Source organism: Nocardioides sp. YIM 152315, from assembly GCF_029210375.1.
Lineage (GTDB): Bacteria > Actinomycetota > Actinomycetes > Propionibacteriales > Nocardioidaceae > Nocardioides.
The window spans coordinates 559,368-575,722 of sequence record NZ_JARGER010000037.1 but is presented as its reverse complement, the minus strand read 5'-3'; the positions used below and the strand labels follow the sequence as shown (position 1 = coordinate 575,722).

Here is a 16,355-nt window from a genome sequence, read left to right as displayed (position 1 = left end):
TCTCGGCCGTTGCAACACCCCAGAACGTCAGGAACTGCCCGAGAGGTCAGGGTCGTCGACGCTGCCGGACCATCGCGCCGGAGCGGACGGGATGGCGCGGCAGCGTTCCACGAGCACCCGGTAGTGGTGGTCGTCGTCGGTGTGGTCGGGCACGGTCAGCACGAGCCCGGCGCACCGGCCGGCGTACCACTCGGCGAGGAGGTCCGGCATGTCGGCGTAGGTCCCGACCGGCACGAGCCGACCGACGACGTCGTCGGTCAGGTGGGCGCCGAGGTCGTCCCACTGCGCCTGCTGCGCGAGCCGCGACAGCGTCGCCCCCAGCTCGGGGAGGCCGACCTCTTCGAGCTGCCGGCGATAGGCCGGGGTGCTGTAGAGGAAGCCGAGCTCGGGGCGCCGACGGTCGAGGGCGGTGGCGAGATCGTCGGCGGTCGCCGCCATGATCGGCTGCGGTCCGGCCACGACGCGCGGGCCGACGCTGCGCCCGGCAGTGCGGGCGCCCTCGGCGAGGGCGGGCAGGGTGCGACGTTCGAGGACCCGCGGGAGTGAGCTCGTCGGGTGGCACACGAACCCGTCGGCCACCTCACCCGCCAGCACGCACATGCGCCGATTGACGCCGCCGGTCCAGATCGGGGGCGCGGGATGGTCGAGCGGGCCGGGGTTGAAGTAGGGCTGCAGCCGGTCGAACCGGTAGTGGCTGCCGATGTGGTGCAGCGGCTCTCCGGTCTGGAACGAGCCGAAGATGGCGCGTAGCGAGGCGACGTAGTCGCGCATCCGGGCGACCGGCTCGGACCATTCGGTGGAGAAGCGCCCGACGATGTTGCCGCGCACCTGCGAGGCGATCCCGAGCTCGAAGCGCCCGCCGGACAGCGCGACCAGGTCCCAGGCGGCGTACGCCGTGAGCATCGGGCTGCGCGGGAAGGCGACGACCATGCTGGTGCGCACGATCAGCCGCGACGTGTGCGTCAGCGCCAGCGCCGCCGCCACGAACGGGTCGTGGACGGTCTCGGGGACGTGCAGCACGTCGAAGCCGAGGCCCTCGACGCGCCGGGCGTAGGCACCGATGTCACGCAGGGCCATGTGGGACGGCCACGAGGCCACCAACTCCACGGGTCTCACCCCGCCGACGGCTCGGTCACAGCGCGACCTCGCGGCGCATGACCTTGCCGGTGGCGTTGCGCGGGAGCGGGGTCGCGGTCAGGACCCAGTGGGTGGGGAGCTTGTAGCGCGCCAGCCGCGGACGCAGGTGCTCGACCAGGTCGGCCTCGGTCGCGACCGCGTCGTCGTGGAGCACGACGACGGCGGCGACCGCCTCGCCGAAGTCGGCGTCGGGGATGCCCATCACGATGCACTCGGCGACGGCTTCGTGGGTGACGAGCTGGTCCTCCACCTCGGCCGGGTAGACGTTCTCGCCGCCACGCAGGATCAGGTCGGAGCGGCGGCTCGAGATGTAGAGGTGACCGTCCTGGCGCAGCGTCCCGAGGTCGCCCGTGCCGAACCACCCCTCCGGCTTCATCGCAGCGGCCGTCGCGTTCGGGTCGTCCCAGTAGCCCAGCATCACCAGCGGCCCGCGCAGGTGCACCTCGCCCTCGCACCCGGGCGGCAGCGGGCCCCCGTCGCTGCCGCGGACCTCGACCTCCATCGTGGGGACGGCCCGCCCGACGGTCTGCGGGTCGGCGAGCAGCTCGGCCGGCGTCGCGAGCGTCGCCGCGCACGACGACTCCGTGAGCCCGTACGTCGTGCCGAGCGTGCGGCCGGCGACCGGGAGCACGGCCCGGAGCCGGTCCTTGAGCGTGGGCGACGACGGGGCGCTGCTGACCGAGATCGTGCGCAGTGACGAGAGGTCGAGGTCGTCGAGCCCCTGCCGCTCGGCCCGTTCGACCAGGCGGCTGATCATCGTCGGCACCGCGCCCCAGTTGGTCACCCGTTCCCGCTCGACCAGCCGCAGCACCTCGTCGATGTCGAAGCGGCCCAGGTGCACGACGGCCGTGTCGCCGACCGCGAGCCGGATCACGGCGAGGTTGTGCAGGGCGGCGATGTGGAAGAGCGGCGTGGCGAGCAGGAACCGCCGGTCCCGCGGCGGGTTGCCGAGCTCGGCCGCCACCGCGTCGTTGAGCAGGTGGAACCACAGCGCCGCAATCACGTTGCGGTGGGAGTGGGTGGCCCCCTTCGGCCGCCCCGACGTCCCGCTGGTGAAGAGGATGACGGCCGGATCGTCCTCCGCGACCGGTACGTCGGGCAGCGCGGCGCCGCGGTGCCGCGCGATCAGCACCGGCAGGTCGTCGTCCAGGTCGACGACCGGGAGGTCGACCTCGCCGAGCAGCGCGCGCCGGCGGGCGTCGGCGAAGATCAGCCGCGGAGCCGACAGCCCCAGGCCGTGGCGCATCTCGCCCGGCGCCCACATCGAGTTCATGCCGACCGCCACCGCGCCGACGCAGACGGTCGCCCAGAACGCGACCACCCACTCCGGCCGGTTGGCCGCGCAGATCGCGACCCGGTCGCCGGGGCGCACGGCGTACTCCTCCCGCAGGGCGGTGGCGAGCGCGGCGACCCGGGCGTGGTGCTCGGTGAAGGTCACCCGGTCGTCGGTGGAGACGAGGTACTCCCGCTCGCCGAAGCGGGCCGAGTCTCGCACCAGCTCGGCGAGCGAGCGCTGACGGCGCGTGAAGACCTCGAGCTGCTGGCCGCGGACGTCCTCGCGGCCGATCTCGTACGGCGCGCCGGGCGCGGTCAGCCGAGCGACCACCTCGTCGCGTGTCGCCATCCGGCCCTCCTCCCCGGGGCTCACCCCGGTTGCCTGTCGACCGCGACGAAGAGTGCGCGCGCCTCCACGCACCGCACGCCCTCGTGGTCGATCCACCCGTCGACCCTGACCTTGCGGCCGTCGACCTCGGCGATCCGTCCGCCCAGGTCGACGGTCTCGTCGACCGTCACGCTACGCAGGAACCGGACGTCGAGGCCGGCGGTGACGGCCACGATCCCCTGCACCTGCACGAGCGTGCCGAGCAGCGCGTCCATCAGGGCGGCGCTGAAACCGCCGTGCAGCAGGTCGGGCGGTCCCTCGTGGTGGGGCTCCAGCCGGAGACGGGCCCGCACGGTGTCGCCGTCGAGCCGCATCCGCAGCGGGATGCCCAACGGGTTGAACGCGAAGTGCTCCCAGGGCTCGCCGGCACGGACTCGCGCGGTGGCGTCGTCGTCGAGCGAGACCCGCACCGGCCGGCTCCGGACCCGCTGCTCCAGTCGCCGGCTGACGTCGTCGACCGCCCGCTCCGCCCGGGCGAGGTCGGCGGCGTCGACGGCCGTGACGGCCGCCGCGCGCATCAGTCGCCGGGTCGCCCGCACCAGTCGGCGCCCGGCCTCCAGCTGCTCGCGGAGACCGGGCCGGGCGGCCTCGGCCGAGGTGAAGACGGAGCGGAGGTCGCCGGCGTCGTCGACGGTCGTCACGGTTGCTCCGGTGCGCCGATCCGCGGCGCGTCGGGGAGCAGCTCCCCGAGCTCCGCGGCCACCGCTCCGGGGCTGCCGAGCGCGAAGGCGCCCTGCCGTCCCCACAGGAAGTAGCGGTGGATCGGGTAGTCGACGTCGGCGCCGATGCCGCCGTGGAGGTGCTGGGTGGCGTGCACGACGCGCAGCCCGCCGCGGCCGGCCCAGTGCTTGGCGACGAGGCTGGCGGCCTCGGCGGCCTCCTCCTCGCCGCGGTCCAGCAGCCACGCGGCGTGCTGGGTCGTGAGCCGGAGGGCCTCGGTGTCCAGGTAGGCGTCGGCGGCACGGACGGCCACGGCCTGGTTGGTCGAGATCGGTCGTCCGAACTGGACCCGCTCGGAGACGTACGCCGCGGTCGTGGCGAGCGCCTCCTCGCAGACGCCGAGCTGCACCGCGGCCGACGCCACCCGCAGCCGGCGCCGGACCCACGCGGCGACGTCGACGCCGTCGGCGACGTCGGCGCCCAGGGCCGCCGCACCGGCCCGCGCGAAGCTGACCGCGCCACAGCTGCGGCGGTCGGTCGCGGCCACGACCTGGCGGGTCACGCCGTCGGCGTCGAGCGGGACGACGAGCACCACCGTGCTGCCGTCCGGCGTGCGGGCCGGCGCCACGACGGCGTCCGCGACCGGGGCGGCGGCGACCGCGGCCAGCCGACCGCTCACCACCCAGCCGTCGGCGACCGGCTGCGCGGTCAGCGTGCCGGCCGTCTCGTCGAAGGCAGCCGTCACGACGAGTGAGCCCGACAGCAGTCCGGGCAGCCAGTGCTCCCGCTGCGCGGCGCTCCCCCACCGGGCGATCGGCACGGCGGCGCCCGCGAGCACGTCGGCCAACGGGATCGGCGCGACCCGGCGGCCCTGCTGCTCGAGCAGGGTGACGAGGCCGAGCATCCCGAGCCCGGCGCCACCGACCTCGTCGGCCAGCGCGGCCGCCAACAGCCCGGCGTCGGCCAGGCGCGACCAGAGATCGGCGTCGAAGCCGCCCGCGGACTCCTCCACCTGACGGACGCGGTCCACGTCGGCGCGGTCGGCGAGGATCCGCTCGGCCAGCGTCCGCAGCTCCACCAGGTCGGGGTCGAGCGCGAAGTCCAGGCCCTCGGTGCGCTCCCCCACGGCGGTCATGCGGGGTCCTCGCGGAATCGCGGGCTGGCGGAGCGGAGCGGGGGAAGCCCGCGAGTTCGTGGGGTGCTCATGCCGTCTCCTTCTTCTCGATACGCCGCGCCCCGACGGTCATGCCGAGGCACTTGGCCGCCACGATCTCGCGCATCACCTCGTTGGTGCCGCCGCCGAACGTGTTGTTCTGCGCACGCCGCCCGAGCGTCTCGACGCGACCCTCGAGCGCGGCGCCGACGCTGCCGGGTCGTAGGACGCCGGTGGCGCCGAGCACCTCCTGCAGCCGTCCGTAGGCCTCCACGACCGCCTCGGTGCCCCGCACCTTCGCGGCCGCGGAGTCGCCGCCGCCGAGGGTGTTGCCGGCGACGTCGGCGACCAGGCGGAGGTTGACCAGCGAGGTCGCGCTGAGCAGCGCGTAGACGTCGGCCAGCGTGCTGCGCACCCAGGGGAGGTCGTAAACCACGCCGTCGCCGTACGTCTCGTGCTGCGCCCACTCGAGCACCTGGTCGTAGAGCTCGTTGGCGATGCCGCCGCGCGCGGCGAGCGCCACGCGCTCGTGGTTGAGCTGATCGGTGATCAGGCTCCAGCCCTGGTTGAGGTCGCCGACGACGTTGGTCAACGGCACCCGGACGTCGTCGTAGTACGTCGCCGAGGTGCTGATGCCGCCGACGGTGTGGATCTCGGTCACGGAGAAGCCCGGCGCGCTGGTCGGCACCAGCACCACCGAGATGCCCCGGTGCCGCGGCGCGTCGGGGTCGGTGCGCACGGCGAGCCACACCCAGTCGGCGTAGACGCCCGCGCTGGTGAAGATCTTCTGGCCGTTGATGACCAGCTCGTCGCCCTCGACGACGGCGCGCGTGCTGAGGGAGGCGAGGTCGGTGCCGGCGCCGGGCTCGGTGTAGCCGATCGCGAAGATCAGCTCGCCGGCGAGGATCGGCGGCAGGAAGAAGTCCTTCTGCGCCCGGGTGCCGTGCTTCATCAGGGCGGGCGCGACGGTGTTGAGCGTGACCAGCGAGAGCGGGGCGTTCGCGCGGATCACCTCGTCGTAGAACACGTAGAGCGCCTCGGGGTCGTCGCCGCGGCCGCCGTACTCCTCCGGCCACCCGAGCCCGAGCCAGCCGTCGGCGCCCATCCGCCGCAGGATCCGGTCGAAGACCGGGCCGCCCTCGGTCTGGTCGACGAGGGCGCGCCGGTCGGCGTCGTCGATGGTGCGGTCGAAGTAGGCGCGCAGCTCGGCGCGCAGCGCCTTCGAGCGCGGCGAGAGGTCAGGGTGCACGGGTCGGCTCCTTGGCGACGGGGGTGGGCGCTGGCTTCCGCGGCTCGCCGGGCAGCCCGAGGACCCGGCGGGCGATGACGTTGAGCTGGATCTCGATGGTGCCGCCGCCGAAGAGCACCGCCGGCAGGCCCAGGTGGTCGAGGGCGTACGGCGTGGCCGGGTCGTCGATCGCGCCCTGCGGGCCGAGCACGCCGACGAGGGCGCGCGACCCGTCGCGCTGGGCGATCGCGTTCCAGACCTTCTGGACGCTGACGGTCGGCCCCGGGTCCTGGCCGTCGAGCCGGGCGAGCGCGCCGCGCAGGACCAGCGCGGACAGCGCCATCTCGCGTGAGGTGCTCTCTCCCAGCACGCGCAGCGCCTCCTCCGGCGTCGCGGCGCACGTGCCGTCGTCGATCGCGCGGCGCAGCAGGGTCGCGCCGCCGTGGCCGAGCGCCGCGCCCATGTTGAGCCGCTCGTTGGCGAGGGTCGTGGTGGCCAGGCGCCAGCCGTCGCCGGGCTGTCCGACCACGCAGTCGTCGGGCACGAACACGTCGTCGAGGAAGACCTCGTTGAACTCCGCCTGCCCGGTGACCTGCCGGATCTGCCGGACGTCGACCCCGGCGCCGCGCATGTCGACGAGGAAGTAGGAGATGCCGGCGTGGCGGGGCGCGGCGGGATCGGTCCGCGCCAGGCAGACGCCCCAGTCCGCCTCGTGGGCGTAGGAGTTCCACACCTTCTGGCCGGTCAGCATCCACCCACCCTCGACGCGGCGGGCCCTGGTGGACAGGCCGGCGAGGTCGGAGCCCGCCCCGGGCTCGCTGAAGAGCTGGCACCAGACGATCTCGCCGCGCAGCGTCGGCCACACGAAGCGCTCACGCTGCCCGTCGGTGCCGTGCTCGAGGAGGGTCGGCAGCACCCACTCTCCGATGACGGTGGTGGGCTGCGGGATGCCGCGCCGGGCGAGCTCCTGCGCGATCACCGCCTGCTCCTGCGGCCCGGCGTCGCGGCCCCAGGGGGCCGGGTAGTGCGGCGCGACGAGCCGCGCCTCCGCGAGCGCGGCGCGACGCGGGCCGCCGCGGACCGGGCCCCACCCGGTCATCACGCCCTCGTCCGCGGCCAGGCCGGCCGCCGCGTCGAGGGCGGGCGCGATCTCGGCGCGCAGGTCGGGCAGGGCGTCGCCGGGGACGAGCGCGAAGTCGCGGGCATGGAGCCGGGACAGCTCGCCGAGCCGGCGCGCCCAGGTGGACTCCGGCCCGACCGCGGTCGCCAGCGCGAGGGCCCGCCGCCAGTAGCGGTGGGCGTCGTGCTCCCAGGTGAAGCCGATCGCGCCGAGCAGGCTCACGCACTCCACCGCCAGGTCGACCGCGGCCGGCGGCCCGGCCAGCGCGGCCTGGGCGGCGGCCAGCGCCTGCTGCTCGGGCGTGCTGCCGGCGGCTCGTGCGGCGTCCCAGGCGGCCGCGGTGGCGGTCTCGAGGCGCACGAGCATCAGCGCCACCTTGTGGTGGATCGCCTGGAAGGAGCCGATCGGCCGGCCGAACTGGTGGCGCGTCCGCACGTGCTCGACCGCGGTGTCGAGCAGCCACCGGCCGAGCCCGACGGCCTCGGCGGCGTGGAGAGCGTTGGTCAGGAGGTCGCGGGTCGGCGGCGCTGGCGGAGTCAGCACGTCGTCCGGCTCGACCACGTGTCCGTCGAGGACGAGGACCCCGCAGGACCGGGTCAGGTCGACCGCGTGGCGGTCCTGGACGACGGCGGTGGGCCCGGGGCGCAGATGCCACCACACCTCGCCGCCGTCGGCGGTGGGCGCGTGGACGAGCACCACATCGGCGCCCGGGAGGCCGGAGGTCGGGGCGCTGAGACCGTCGACCCGCCAGCCCGCGCCATTTGAGCGCGCGAGGAGCCCGGCGCCGCCGACGACGACCCCGGTCGCACCGTCGGCGTACGCCGTGAGCGCCTCGGACCGAGCAGACCCGGCGGCACTGCCGGCCACGACGGCGCTGGCGACGACCGTCGGCAGGAGCGGGACGGGAGCGAGCGAGCGGCCGAGCTCCTCGACCACCACGGCCAGCTCGGCGAGGCCACCGCCACCGCCGAGCTCCTCGGGCAGGTGCACGGCGTGCAGGCCGAGCTCGACCACCTGCTCCCAGGAGGTGCTACGCCGCGCGACCTCGGCGAGGTCGCGCTGGACCTCGGTCGTCGCGAGGCCGGCCGAGGTGCTCATGCGGGGTCCCCGCGGAAGTGTGGGTTGGAGGAGCGCAGCGGGGGAAGCCCGCAGTTTCGTGGGGTGTTCATGCCAGTCGCTCCAACACCAGGCACGTGGTCGAGGCCGACGCGCAGATCGCCACCATCGCCACCGAGGCGTCCCGCCGCGCCAGCTCGCCGAGCGCGGTCGCGATCAGCCGGATGCCGGTCGCGCCGGCCGGGTGGCCGACCGCGATGGCGCCGCCCGTCGGGTTGAGCCGGTCCTCGTCGACCCCGTGCACGCGGGCGAAGGAGAGCGGCACCGACGCGAACGCCTCGTTGACCTCGAAGACGTCGATGTCGGCCACGCTCATCCCGAGACGGTCCAGCAGGATCCGGCCGCCGCGCACCGGACCGTCCAGCATCAGCTCCAGGTCGCCGCCGACGACGCAGTGCGCGAGGATCCGCGCGCGCGGGGTAAGGCCGAGGTCGCGGGCCGCCGCGGCTGACGCGAGCACCGCGGCGCTGGCGCCGTCGCTGACCTGCGAGGAGGTGCCGGCGGTGTGCAGCCCGCCCTCGCGGGTCGGCCGCAGTCCGGCGAGGGCCTCGAGGCTGGTCTCGCGCAAGCCCTGGTCACGGTCGACGACGGTCGTCGTGCCGTCGTCCGCCGCGACGGCCACCGGCAGCACCTGGTCGGCGAGGAGCCCCGCGTCCCAGGCGGCCCGCGCGCGCTGCTGCGAACGCAGCCCGAAGGCGTCGAGGTCGGCGCGGGTCAGGCCACGGTGCGCGGCGATGCGGTCGGCGGCGGTGTACTGGTCCGGGGTGTCGAGCGCCCAGCTCGCGGGGCGCGGCGTACCCAGCCCGGTGCCGGACTTGGGGGTCAGCGGCACCCGCGACATCAGCTCGACGCCGCAGGCGACGCCGACGTCGACGGCGCCCATGGCGATCTGGCCGGCGAGCAGCAGGGTCGCCTGGGCGGCGGTGCCGCACTGCGCGTCGATCGTGGTCGCACCCGTCTCGGGCGGCAGCCCGGCGTGCAGCCAGGCGGTCCGGGTCACGTGGCCGTACTGCTCGCCCACGGGCGTCACGCAGCCGCCGACGACCTGGTCGACCCGCTGCGGGTCCAGCCCGAGCCGGTCGAGCACGCCGGTCTGGGCGCGGCCGAGCAGCTCGGCCGCGTGCACGGGCGCCAGCCAGCCCTCGCGCCGGCCGAACGGCGTGCGAGCCGCGTCGAGCAGGACCGGCGTCGTGTCCGCGAGTGCGGCCATCAGGCCCACCGGGCGGCGAAGCGGTGCACCGCGTCGGTGACGCGCTCGACGTCCGCGTCGGAGAGGCCGTGGCTCATGCCCAGGCTCATGCCCCGCTCGAAGACGGCGTCGGCGTACGGCAGGCCGTCGTCCGGCACCCGGTGGGTGACGCCGTCCATCATCGGGTGTCGGGTGACGTTGCCGCTCCACACGGTGCGGGTGTCGATGCCGTCGGCCTCGATCGACTCCTGCAGGTCGCTTCGGGAGAACGGCGCGTCGGCATTGACGAGCACCGGGTAGCACAGCCAGGCCGTGTCGAGACCGGGCTGCTCGACCGGCGTCGTGAAGAGCTCGGGGTGGGCGCCGAACGCGGCGGTGTACGCCTCGAATGTCGACTTGCGACGCCGGTAGTTGGTCGCCAGCTTGTCCAGCTGCTTGAGCCCGTAGGCGGCGCCGAGCTCGGAGGGCTCGAAGTTCCACGAGAGCACGTCGAAGATGAAGTCGTTGTCGTAGTCGACCCCGTCGAGCTGCTCGCGGAAGACCCGGCCGACGCCGTTGCTGCCGAAGAGGTTCGGCTCCGAGCGCCGGCCCCACCGTCGCAGCAGCAGCGCCTTCTCGCGGTCGGCCTCGTCGTCCATCATCACCATCCCGCCGGTGCCGGCGCAGGTGATGATGTGGGCCATCGCGAAGCTGGTGCAGCTGTAGTCGGCACGCGCCCCGGTCGGCGTCCCGCGCAGGGTGGCGCCCAGGGCGTCGCAGGTGTCCTCGATGACCTTGAGCCCGTGCCGGTCGGCGACCGCGCGTACGGCGTCCCAGTCCGGCGCGTTGCCCGCGAGGTTGGGCAGCAGGATCGCCCCCGTCCTCTCGGTGACCAGCTCCTCGATCTTCGCCGCGTCGGCGTTGAAGGTCGCCGGCTCGACGTCGACGAAGACCGGCACCAGCCCGGCGCGCACCAGCGGCGCGACGTCGGTGGAGAAGGTGAGCGGCGAGGTGATGACCTCGCTGCCCTCGGGGAGCCCGAGCAGCTCGACCGCGAGGTAGAGCGCCGAGGAGCCCGAGTTGCACATCACGCCGTGCTGCTTGCCGGTGAGCGCGGCGACCCGCTCCTCCATCGAGGCGACGTGCTTGCCGATGCGCAGGCCCTGGTGGCCGCTGCGGAGCACGTCGAGGACGGCCTGGATCTCCTCCTCGCCGTGCGTGGCCCGGGCATAGGTGATGCGGTCGGTCATGGTTCCTCCGTCTCCCTCGTCGAGGGTGCGAGTGGTCAGCGGTCGGCGCTCAGCACGATCGCGCTGTGGGGCACCGGCGAGCCGGCGGTGACGAGCACGTTGTCCACGGCCTTGTCGGGCTGGTTGACCGAGGTGCCGCGGACCAGCCGCACTCCCTCGGCGATCCCGTTGACGCCGTGCAGGTAGCCCTCGCCGAGCTGGCCGCCGTGGGTGTTGACCGGCAGCCGGCCGTCGACCTCGAGGTGGCCGTCGGCGATGAAGTCCTTGGCCTCGCCCCGGCCGCAGAAGCCGTACTCCTCCAGCTGGAGCAGCACCATGGGCGTGAACGCGTCGTAGACGACCGCGGCGTCGATCTGGTCGGGCCCGAGGCCGGCCTGCGCCCACATCTGGCGCGCGACCAGCTCGACCTCGGGCATCGCGTCGATGTCGTCGCGGTAGTAGCTGCTCATCGAGATCTGCTGCGGGCCGACGCCCTGGGCTGCGGCCGTGATCACGGCCGGCGGGTGCGGGAGGTCGCGGGCGCGCTCGGTGCTCACGATCACCAGCGCCTGCCCGCCGTCGCTCTCCTGGCAGCAGTCGAGCAGCCGGATCGGGTCGGCGATCATCCGCGAGGCCTGGTGGTCCTCCAGCGTGATCGGCCGCTCGTGGAACCAGGCCTTCGGGTTGCGCGCGGCGTGCTTGCGCGACAGCACGGAGACCCGGCCGAAGTCCTCGCTGGTCGCGCCGTACTTGTGCATGTAGGTGCGGGCCAGGAACGCCTCCTGCTGGGCCGGCGTCATCAGCCCGTAGGGGTTGATCCAGTTGCGGTACTCCTGGTCGGTGTTGTGCACGTAGGCGAACGGCGGCGGACCGGAGCCGAACCGGTGGCCCGAGCGCTCGTTGAAGGCGCGGTAGACCACCACGACGTCGGCGACGCCGGAGGACACCGCGAGCGCGGCCTGCTGCACGGGCGCGCAGGCGCCGCCGCCGCCGTGGGGGATGCGGCTGAAGAACGTCAGCTCGGGGATGCCCAGCGCCCGCGCGACCGCGATCTCGGGGTTGGTCTCCATCGTGAAGAGCGCGAAGCCGTCGACCTCCTCGACGCCGATCTGCGCGTCGTCGAGCGCAGCCAGCACGCTCTCGCAGGCCAGCCGCCACTCGCTGCGCCCGGACTCCTTGGAGAACTCGGTCGCGCCGATGCCGGCGATCGCCGCGGCGCCGGAGAAGCCGCTCATCGCACACCCCCGGTCGGCACGACGACCACCTCGGCCGTGACGTGCGGTCCGCGGTCGTTGCTCCCGACCACCTTGATCGTGGTGCGGTCGCCGTCGACCGCGAGCACCTCGCCGTTCAGGCGCAGGGTGTCGCCCGGGAACGCCGGCACGCCGAGCCGCAGCGAGACCGAGGCGATGCGCCCCCGCGGCCCGGTCCAGTCGGTGACGTAGCGGTCGACGAACCCGTTGCTGCTGTTGATGCTCATGAAGATGTCCGGCGTGCCGCGCTCGGCGGCCTTGCCCGGGTCGTGGTGCACGTCCTCGAAGTCCTGCGAGGCGATGGCGGCCGCGACGATCGTGGTGCGGTCGAGCTCGAGGGCGAGCTCGGGCAGCGTCGTGCCGACGTCGTGGGTGGGGATGCTCATGACTCTCCCTCCTCGGTCCGGGAAGCGCCCGGCGCGCGCAGCTGCGGGAGCACGGCGCCGTGCGCGTGCTCGGCGAACCCGACCTCGAGCGGCATGCCGATGTGCAGCTCGTCGTGGGGCACCCCGGCGATGTCGGCGACCAGCCGGGTGCCCTCCTCGAGGTCGAGGAGGCCGACGGCGAGCGGGTACTCGAACGCCGGGTCCTGCGGGTGGTGGGAGATCGTCCAGGAGTGGAGCGTGCCGCGTCGGCTCGACTCGACGGTGTCCCACTCGAACGACCGGCACTGCGGACAGGTCGGGCCGGGCGGGTGGCGCAGCGTGCCGCAGTCGGCGCAGCGCTGGATCAGCAGCCGCCCCGCGGCCGCGCCCTCGAAGAAGAAGGAGTTGTCCTGGGTGACGATCAGCGGCGGGACCGCCGTACGACGCTCGTTCATGCGGCGCCCCCGCGGAAGTGTGGGATGGAGGAGCGAAGCGGGGGAAGCCCGCAGTTTCGTGGGGTGTTCATGCGGCGCCTCCGGGGTTGAACCGCAGCAGGCGGAACCGCTCGTCGACGAGGGCCTCACCGTGCTGGTCGACGTACCGCTTGAGCAGGGTGAGGAAGAGTCCGCGACCGAGGCCGGTCTGCTTCGGCTCGGAGACGGACTCGATCGTGAAGTGGCAGGTGACGTGGTCGCCGGGCACCAGCTCGCGGTGGTAGGTCTGCTCGACGTTGGTGGCGACGACCGAGGTGTAGCCGGCGTCGTCGAGCTCGCGCAGCATCCGCGCGTAGGCGAAGTCCTCGGTCTCGCCGGTGGCGCGGCGGTGCTGGATCTCGCGGTAGCGGCGCAACCCGGCCATCACCCAGGTCGAGACCATCGCCGGCGGCGCGACGATGCCCGGCCGGCCGGTGGCGCGGGCGGCCTCGTCGTCGACGTAGACCGGGTTGTGGTCGTCGTGGGCCTCGACCCAGTTGCGGATCATGGCCTCGTTGACCGCGTAGCGCGCGACGCGCGGCGGCTCGGCCTCCAGGCCGACGTACGCGGAGAGATCGGGTTCGACCACCGGGACTCCTCTTCCAGCTGACTTGAGCAAGCGCTCGGTTTCGGTGAAACTAGCCCGGCCGAAGGAGCGCCGACCGCGCCGCTCCCACTGACCGGAAGCAGGCACCCATGCGACGAGGCGCGCAGAAGCGCGAGGAGATCCTCGCCCTGTCCGCCGAGCTGTTCGCGACGAAGGGGATCGCCGCCACGACGGTGCGCGACATCGGCGTCGCCGCGTCCGTGCACTCGGGCAGCCTCTACCACCACTTCAGCTCCAAGGACGTGATCGTCGGGGAGATCCTCGGCCGGTTCATGGCCGACGTGCAGCAGCGCTTCCAGGCCGCGGTCGACGCGGCCCCGACGCCCGCCGACCGGGTGCGCGGGCTGATCCGCGAGACGCTGCGGGTCATCGACGCCCACCCCCACGCCACCGCCATGTACCAGCACGACCGGCAGTACCTGCGCGAGCACGGGCTGCTCGAGCCGGTCGACGACGCCTCCCGCACGGTCCGCGGCTTCTGGCTCGGCGCGATCGCGGACGGCGTCGCCGACGGGACGTTCCGCGACGACGTACCCGCCGAGGTCTTCTACCGGACCGTGCGCGACAGCCTCTGGGCGACCATGCACTGGCCGACCCGGCGCCATCACGACACGGAGGAGTTCGCCGACGTCATGGCCGCACTGTTCTTCGACGGCTTCACGCGCGCTGCCGACCGTCCAGCCCGCGCACGTCGAGAGCCCAGCGCTCGATCAGGTCGAGGCTGACGGTCACCTCGCCGGTGACGTCGGCCGGACAGCGACACAGCGCCAGCGTGCCCTCGACCATCTCCTCCATCGACTCCATGACCGAGGTGTCGATCTTGTCGCCGACCAGCGCGTCGGCCCCCTCGGTGAGCACCCCGAAGCGCGGCTCGACGGTGTTGACGCGCACGCCGGTGCCGTGGAGCTCCGCGCCCAGCGCGTTGGTCAGGCGGTTGAGCGCGGCCTTGGAGCTGCCGTAGACCGCCATCGCCGTCCCGGGCGGCACCAGCCGGAACGGCGGACCGGGCCGCAGCTTCGCGGTCGCGCTCGACACGTTGACGATCCAGCCCTCCCCGCGCCCGACCATGCCGGGCAGGACCGCCTGCGCGAGGTCGAGCGGGGCGTGCACGTTGGCCTCGAAGACGAGGCGGCGCCGGCGCAGCGGGAAGTCCGCGAGCGGCTGGTAGATCGCCGCGGCAGCATTGTTGACGAGGATGTCGAGCGGCCCGCCCAGCTGCCGCTCCGCCTCCGGTACGACGCCGGCGCGCGACTCCTCGTCGGTGAGGTCGGCGACGACCAGCCCGACCCGGCCGCCGTACGCCGCGAGGCGCGAGGCCACCGACTCGAGCGAGCCCTCGAGCCGGGAGTCGTGGTCGCGACGGGTGCGGCCGGTGATGACGACGTCGGCGCCCTCGGCGGCGAGCCGCTCGGCGAGCGCGGCGCCGATGCCGCGGCTCGAGCCAGTCACCAGGGCCCGGCGGCCGCGCAACGTGCTGGTCGGCGGGATCGTCGACGTGGTCATGGCTGGTCCTCCCGATCGGGCTCGGCGCGGGTGCGACCGTCGCCGAACGGCGTGTCGCGGCGGTCCAGCGCGGTGCGGACGCCGCCACCCTCGGCCGCGGACATGAAGGCGGTGAACGCGTCGGTGCGTGCCGCGAGGGCGCTGGAGTCGGTGCCGGAGCGCACGGACGAGTGCATGCCCATCGCGCCCATCGCGCGGTGCACGGTCCGCTTGTTGAGCGCGGTGATCTCGTCGGGCACGGTGGCGATCCGCTCGGCCACCCGCAGCGTCTCGTCCGCGAGGCGGTCGCCGGCGAACGCACGGTTGGCGAAGCCGGCGGCGACCGCCTCGTCGCCGATCATCACGTCGCCGGTCAGCACCTGCTCCATCGCGCGCCGCAGCCCGAGCAGCCACGCGTGGTACTGCAGGTCCGGGACCCCGAACCGCACGGCGGGATATCCGACCCGCGCGTCCGCGGCGACGTACACGAGGTCGCAGCTCGCGGCCAGCTCGGAGCCGCCGGCGAGGCAGTGGCCGTGCACCTGGGCGATGACCGGCACGGACAGGTCCGCGATCGAGAGCCAGCCCTCGACGACCTCGCGCTGGAAGCGCCCGGGGCCGCTGCCGGCCGCGGCGTACTTCACCTCGTCGCCGCGCGGGTCGAGGTCGTAGCCGGCGCAGAAGTCCGGGCCGGCTCCGGACACGACGACCACGCCGACCTCGGGGTCGGCGTCCGCCTCGGCGAGGGCGGCGAGCAGGGCGGACCGGAGGGGGCCGTGCAGCGCGTTCCGCTTCTCGGGCCGGTTGAGCACCAGGCGGCGGACCCGCGGTCGCGGATGCTCCACGACCACCAGCGCTGCGTGCTGCGGTGTCATCGGATCGTCAGCTGTCCACCGTCGACGTTCCACGACTGGCCGGTCACGAACGACGCCTGGTCGCTGGCCAGGAAGACCGCCACGTCGGCGATCTCCCCGGGGCTGCCGACGCGCTGCATCGGCACCTGAGCGCGCACGTAGGCATCCCACTGGTCGTCGGACCAGTCGTCGAGCCGCGAGGTCGCGATGACGCCCGGGCAGATCGCGTTGACCCGGACGCCGTGGCAGCCGAGCTCCTTCGCCATCGAGGACGTGAGGGACTGCAGGCCGGCCTTCGACGCGGAGTACGCCGCGGTGCCCGGTCCGCCCAGCTTGCCGCCGATCGAGGAGACGTTGACGATCGCGCCGGACCGGCCCTGGTCGACGCAGTGCCGGGCGAAGGCCCGGCTCATCAGGAACGCGCCGCGCAGGTTGACCGCGATCACCCGGTCCCACGCCTCGGTGCCGAGGTCGACGGCGGGCACCCGGTCGCCGCCGCGGCTCGCGGCCGCGTTGTTGACGAGCACGTCGACCCGACCGAAGCGGTCGAGGACCCGGTCGAAGGTCGCGGCCACGCCCTCCTCGGTCGCGACGTCCGCCACCAGCGGGAGCGCCCTCCCTCCCCGTGCCTCGATCTCCGCGGCGACCGACTCGATGTCGGCCCAGCCGGCGGCCCGCTCGTCCTCGGGGTACGTCTCCGGGTCGCGGCCCGTGCCGGTGACCACCACGTCGCAGCCGGCCCGGGCCAGCCCGACGGCGACCGCCCGGCCGATCGATCGCATCCGGCCGGCGCCGGTCACGACCGCGACCTTGCCCTCGAACCCGGTCAGGGCGAACGTCATGGAGC

The 16,355-nt window shown here is 74.1% G+C and carries 16 protein-coding genes; 1 reads left to right on the top strand and 15 read right to left on the bottom strand.

The window, feature by feature from the left end; all coding sequences use genetic code 11:
- Window positions 1-27: 27 nt before the first annotated feature.
- From PZ894_RS14310 to PZ894_RS14255, 12 genes are all read right to left on the bottom strand, one after another.
- On the bottom strand, window positions 28-1,107 hold the full coding sequence (locus PZ894_RS14310; RefSeq protein ID WP_275745767.1) for a TIGR03617 family F420-dependent LLM class oxidoreductase: 1,080 nt from the start codon (window positions 1,105-1,107) through the stop codon (window positions 28-30).
- Window positions 1,108-1,132: 25 nt separating this feature from the next.
- Window positions 1,133-2,761, bottom strand: coding sequence for a class I adenylate-forming enzyme family protein (locus PZ894_RS14305; RefSeq protein WP_275745765.1), 1,629 nt, complete (start codon window positions 2,759-2,761; stop codon window positions 1,133-1,135).
- 20 nt (window positions 2,762-2,781) lie between these two features.
- A complete protein-coding gene (locus tag PZ894_RS14300) occupies window positions 2,782-3,441 on the bottom strand; it encodes a PaaI family thioesterase (RefSeq protein WP_275745764.1) in 660 nt (219 codons plus the stop codon).
- The gene (locus PZ894_RS14295; RefSeq protein WP_275745762.1) at window positions 3,438-4,595 is read right to left on the bottom strand and encodes an acyl-CoA dehydrogenase family protein; all 1,158 of its coding nucleotides are present in this window, start codon (window positions 4,593-4,595) and stop codon (window positions 3,438-3,440) included. The genes PZ894_RS14300 and PZ894_RS14295 overlap by 4 nt, the downstream gene beginning before the upstream one ends.
- Window positions 4,596-4,662: 67 nt before the next feature.
- On the bottom strand, window positions 4,663-5,862 hold the full coding sequence (locus tag PZ894_RS14290; RefSeq protein ID WP_275745761.1) for an acyl-CoA dehydrogenase family protein: 1,200 nt from the start codon (window positions 5,860-5,862) through the stop codon (window positions 4,663-4,665).
- A complete protein-coding gene (locus tag PZ894_RS14285) occupies window positions 5,852-8,059 on the bottom strand; it encodes an acyl-CoA dehydrogenase (protein WP_275745759.1) in 2,208 nt (735 codons plus the stop codon). The genes PZ894_RS14290 and PZ894_RS14285 overlap by 11 nt, the downstream gene beginning before the upstream one ends.
- 67 nt (window positions 8,060-8,126) lie before the next feature.
- The gene (locus PZ894_RS14280) at window positions 8,127-9,287 is read right to left on the bottom strand and encodes a steroid 3-ketoacyl-CoA thiolase (RefSeq protein ID WP_275745756.1); all 1,161 of its coding nucleotides are present in this window, start codon (window positions 9,285-9,287) and stop codon (window positions 8,127-8,129) included.
- Window positions 9,287-10,495 (bottom strand): DegT/DnrJ/EryC1/StrS family aminotransferase, encoded by a 1,209-nt coding sequence (locus tag PZ894_RS14275; RefSeq protein ID WP_275745755.1) that lies wholly within the window; start codon window positions 10,493-10,495, stop codon window positions 9,287-9,289. Before PZ894_RS14275 ends, PZ894_RS14280 begins: the two co-directional genes overlap by 1 nt.
- A gap of 35 nt (window positions 10,496-10,530) precedes the next feature.
- A complete protein-coding gene (locus tag PZ894_RS14270) occupies window positions 10,531-11,709 on the bottom strand; it encodes a lipid-transfer protein (protein WP_275745753.1) in 1,179 nt (392 codons plus the stop codon).
- The gene (locus tag PZ894_RS14265) at window positions 11,706-12,113 is read right to left on the bottom strand and encodes a MaoC/PaaZ C-terminal domain-containing protein (RefSeq protein ID WP_275745751.1); all 408 of its coding nucleotides are present in this window, start codon (window positions 12,111-12,113) and stop codon (window positions 11,706-11,708) included. The genes PZ894_RS14270 and PZ894_RS14265 overlap by 4 nt, the downstream gene beginning before the upstream one ends.
- Window positions 12,110-12,547 carry a Zn-ribbon domain-containing OB-fold protein gene (locus tag PZ894_RS14260; RefSeq protein WP_275745750.1) on the bottom strand — a complete coding sequence of 146 codons (438 nt, stop codon included), beginning with the start codon at window positions 12,545-12,547 and terminating at the stop codon, window positions 12,110-12,112. Before PZ894_RS14260 ends, PZ894_RS14265 begins: the two co-directional genes overlap by 4 nt.
- 67 nt (window positions 12,548-12,614) lie before the next feature.
- Window positions 12,615-13,154, bottom strand: a complete 540-nt coding sequence (locus PZ894_RS14255; RefSeq protein WP_275745747.1) for a MaoC family dehydratase N-terminal domain-containing protein — start codon at window positions 13,152-13,154, stop codon at window positions 12,615-12,617.
- 107 nt (window positions 13,155-13,261) lie between these two features.
- Here PZ894_RS14255 and PZ894_RS14250 point away from each other — a divergent pair, with 107 nt between their 5' ends.
- On the top strand, window positions 13,262-13,897 hold the full coding sequence (locus tag PZ894_RS14250) for a TetR/AcrR family transcriptional regulator (RefSeq protein WP_275745746.1): 636 nt from the start codon (window positions 13,262-13,264) through the stop codon (window positions 13,895-13,897).
- On the opposite strand, the gene PZ894_RS14245 is transcribed toward PZ894_RS14250, so the two are convergent.
- From PZ894_RS14245 to PZ894_RS14235, 3 genes are read right to left on the bottom strand one after another with little or no spacing between them, the layout of a single operon-like run.
- Window positions 13,830-14,675, bottom strand: a complete 846-nt coding sequence (locus PZ894_RS14245; protein WP_275745745.1) for an SDR family NAD(P)-dependent oxidoreductase — start codon at window positions 14,673-14,675, stop codon at window positions 13,830-13,832. The genes PZ894_RS14250 and PZ894_RS14245 overlap by 68 nt on opposite strands.
- Complete coding sequence (locus PZ894_RS14240; RefSeq protein WP_275745744.1) at window positions 14,672-15,529, bottom strand: enoyl-CoA hydratase-related protein; 858 nt, start codon at window positions 15,527-15,529, stop codon at window positions 14,672-14,674. The genes PZ894_RS14245 and PZ894_RS14240 overlap by 4 nt, the downstream gene beginning before the upstream one ends.
- Window positions 15,526-16,350, bottom strand: coding sequence for a 3-oxoacyl-ACP reductase family protein (locus PZ894_RS14235; protein WP_275745742.1), 825 nt, complete (start codon window positions 16,348-16,350; stop codon window positions 15,526-15,528). The genes PZ894_RS14240 and PZ894_RS14235 overlap by 4 nt, the downstream gene beginning before the upstream one ends.
- Window positions 16,351-16,355: the final 5 nt, after the last annotated feature.

Excerpts from the sequence above, each read along its gene's own strand:
- PZ894_RS14265 (WP_275745751.1), bottom strand. The coding sequence starts at position 12,113 with ATGAGCATCCCCACCCACGACGTCGGCACGACGCTGCCCGAGCTCGCC.
- PZ894_RS14245 (WP_275745745.1), bottom strand. The coding sequence starts at position 14,675 with ATGACCACGTCGACGATCCCGCCGACCAGCACGTTGCGCGGCCGCCGG.
- PZ894_RS14270 (WP_275745753.1), bottom strand. The coding sequence starts at position 11,709 with ATGAGCGGCTTCTCCGGCGCCGCGGCGATCGCCGGCATCGGCGCGACC.
- PZ894_RS14235 (WP_275745742.1), bottom strand. The coding sequence starts at position 16,350 with ATGACGTTCGCCCTGACCGGGTTCGAGGGCAAGGTCGCGGTCGTGACC.
- PZ894_RS14260 (WP_275745750.1), bottom strand. The coding sequence starts at position 12,547 with ATGAACGAGCGTCGTACGGCGGTCCCGCCGCTGATCGTCACCCAGGAC.
- PZ894_RS14280 (WP_275745756.1), bottom strand. The coding sequence starts at position 9,287 with ATGGCCGCACTCGCGGACACGACGCCGGTCCTGCTCGACGCGGCTCGC.
- PZ894_RS14250 (WP_275745746.1), top strand. The coding sequence starts at position 13,262 with ATGCGACGAGGCGCGCAGAAGCGCGAGGAGATCCTCGCCCTGTCCGCC.
- PZ894_RS14275 (WP_275745755.1), bottom strand. The coding sequence starts at position 10,495 with ATGACCGACCGCATCACCTATGCCCGGGCCACGCACGGCGAGGAGGAG.
- PZ894_RS14305 (WP_275745765.1), bottom strand. The coding sequence starts at position 2,761 with ATGGCGACACGCGACGAGGTGGTCGCTCGGCTGACCGCGCCCGGCGCG.
- PZ894_RS14285 (WP_275745759.1), bottom strand. The coding sequence starts at position 8,059 with ATGAGCACCTCGGCCGGCCTCGCGACGACCGAGGTCCAGCGCGACCTC.
- PZ894_RS14240 (WP_275745744.1), bottom strand. The coding sequence starts at position 15,529 with ATGACACCGCAGCACGCAGCGCTGGTGGTCGTGGAGCATCCGCGACCG.
- PZ894_RS14295 (WP_275745762.1), bottom strand. The coding sequence starts at position 4,595 with ATGACCGCCGTGGGGGAGCGCACCGAGGGCCTGGACTTCGCGCTCGAC.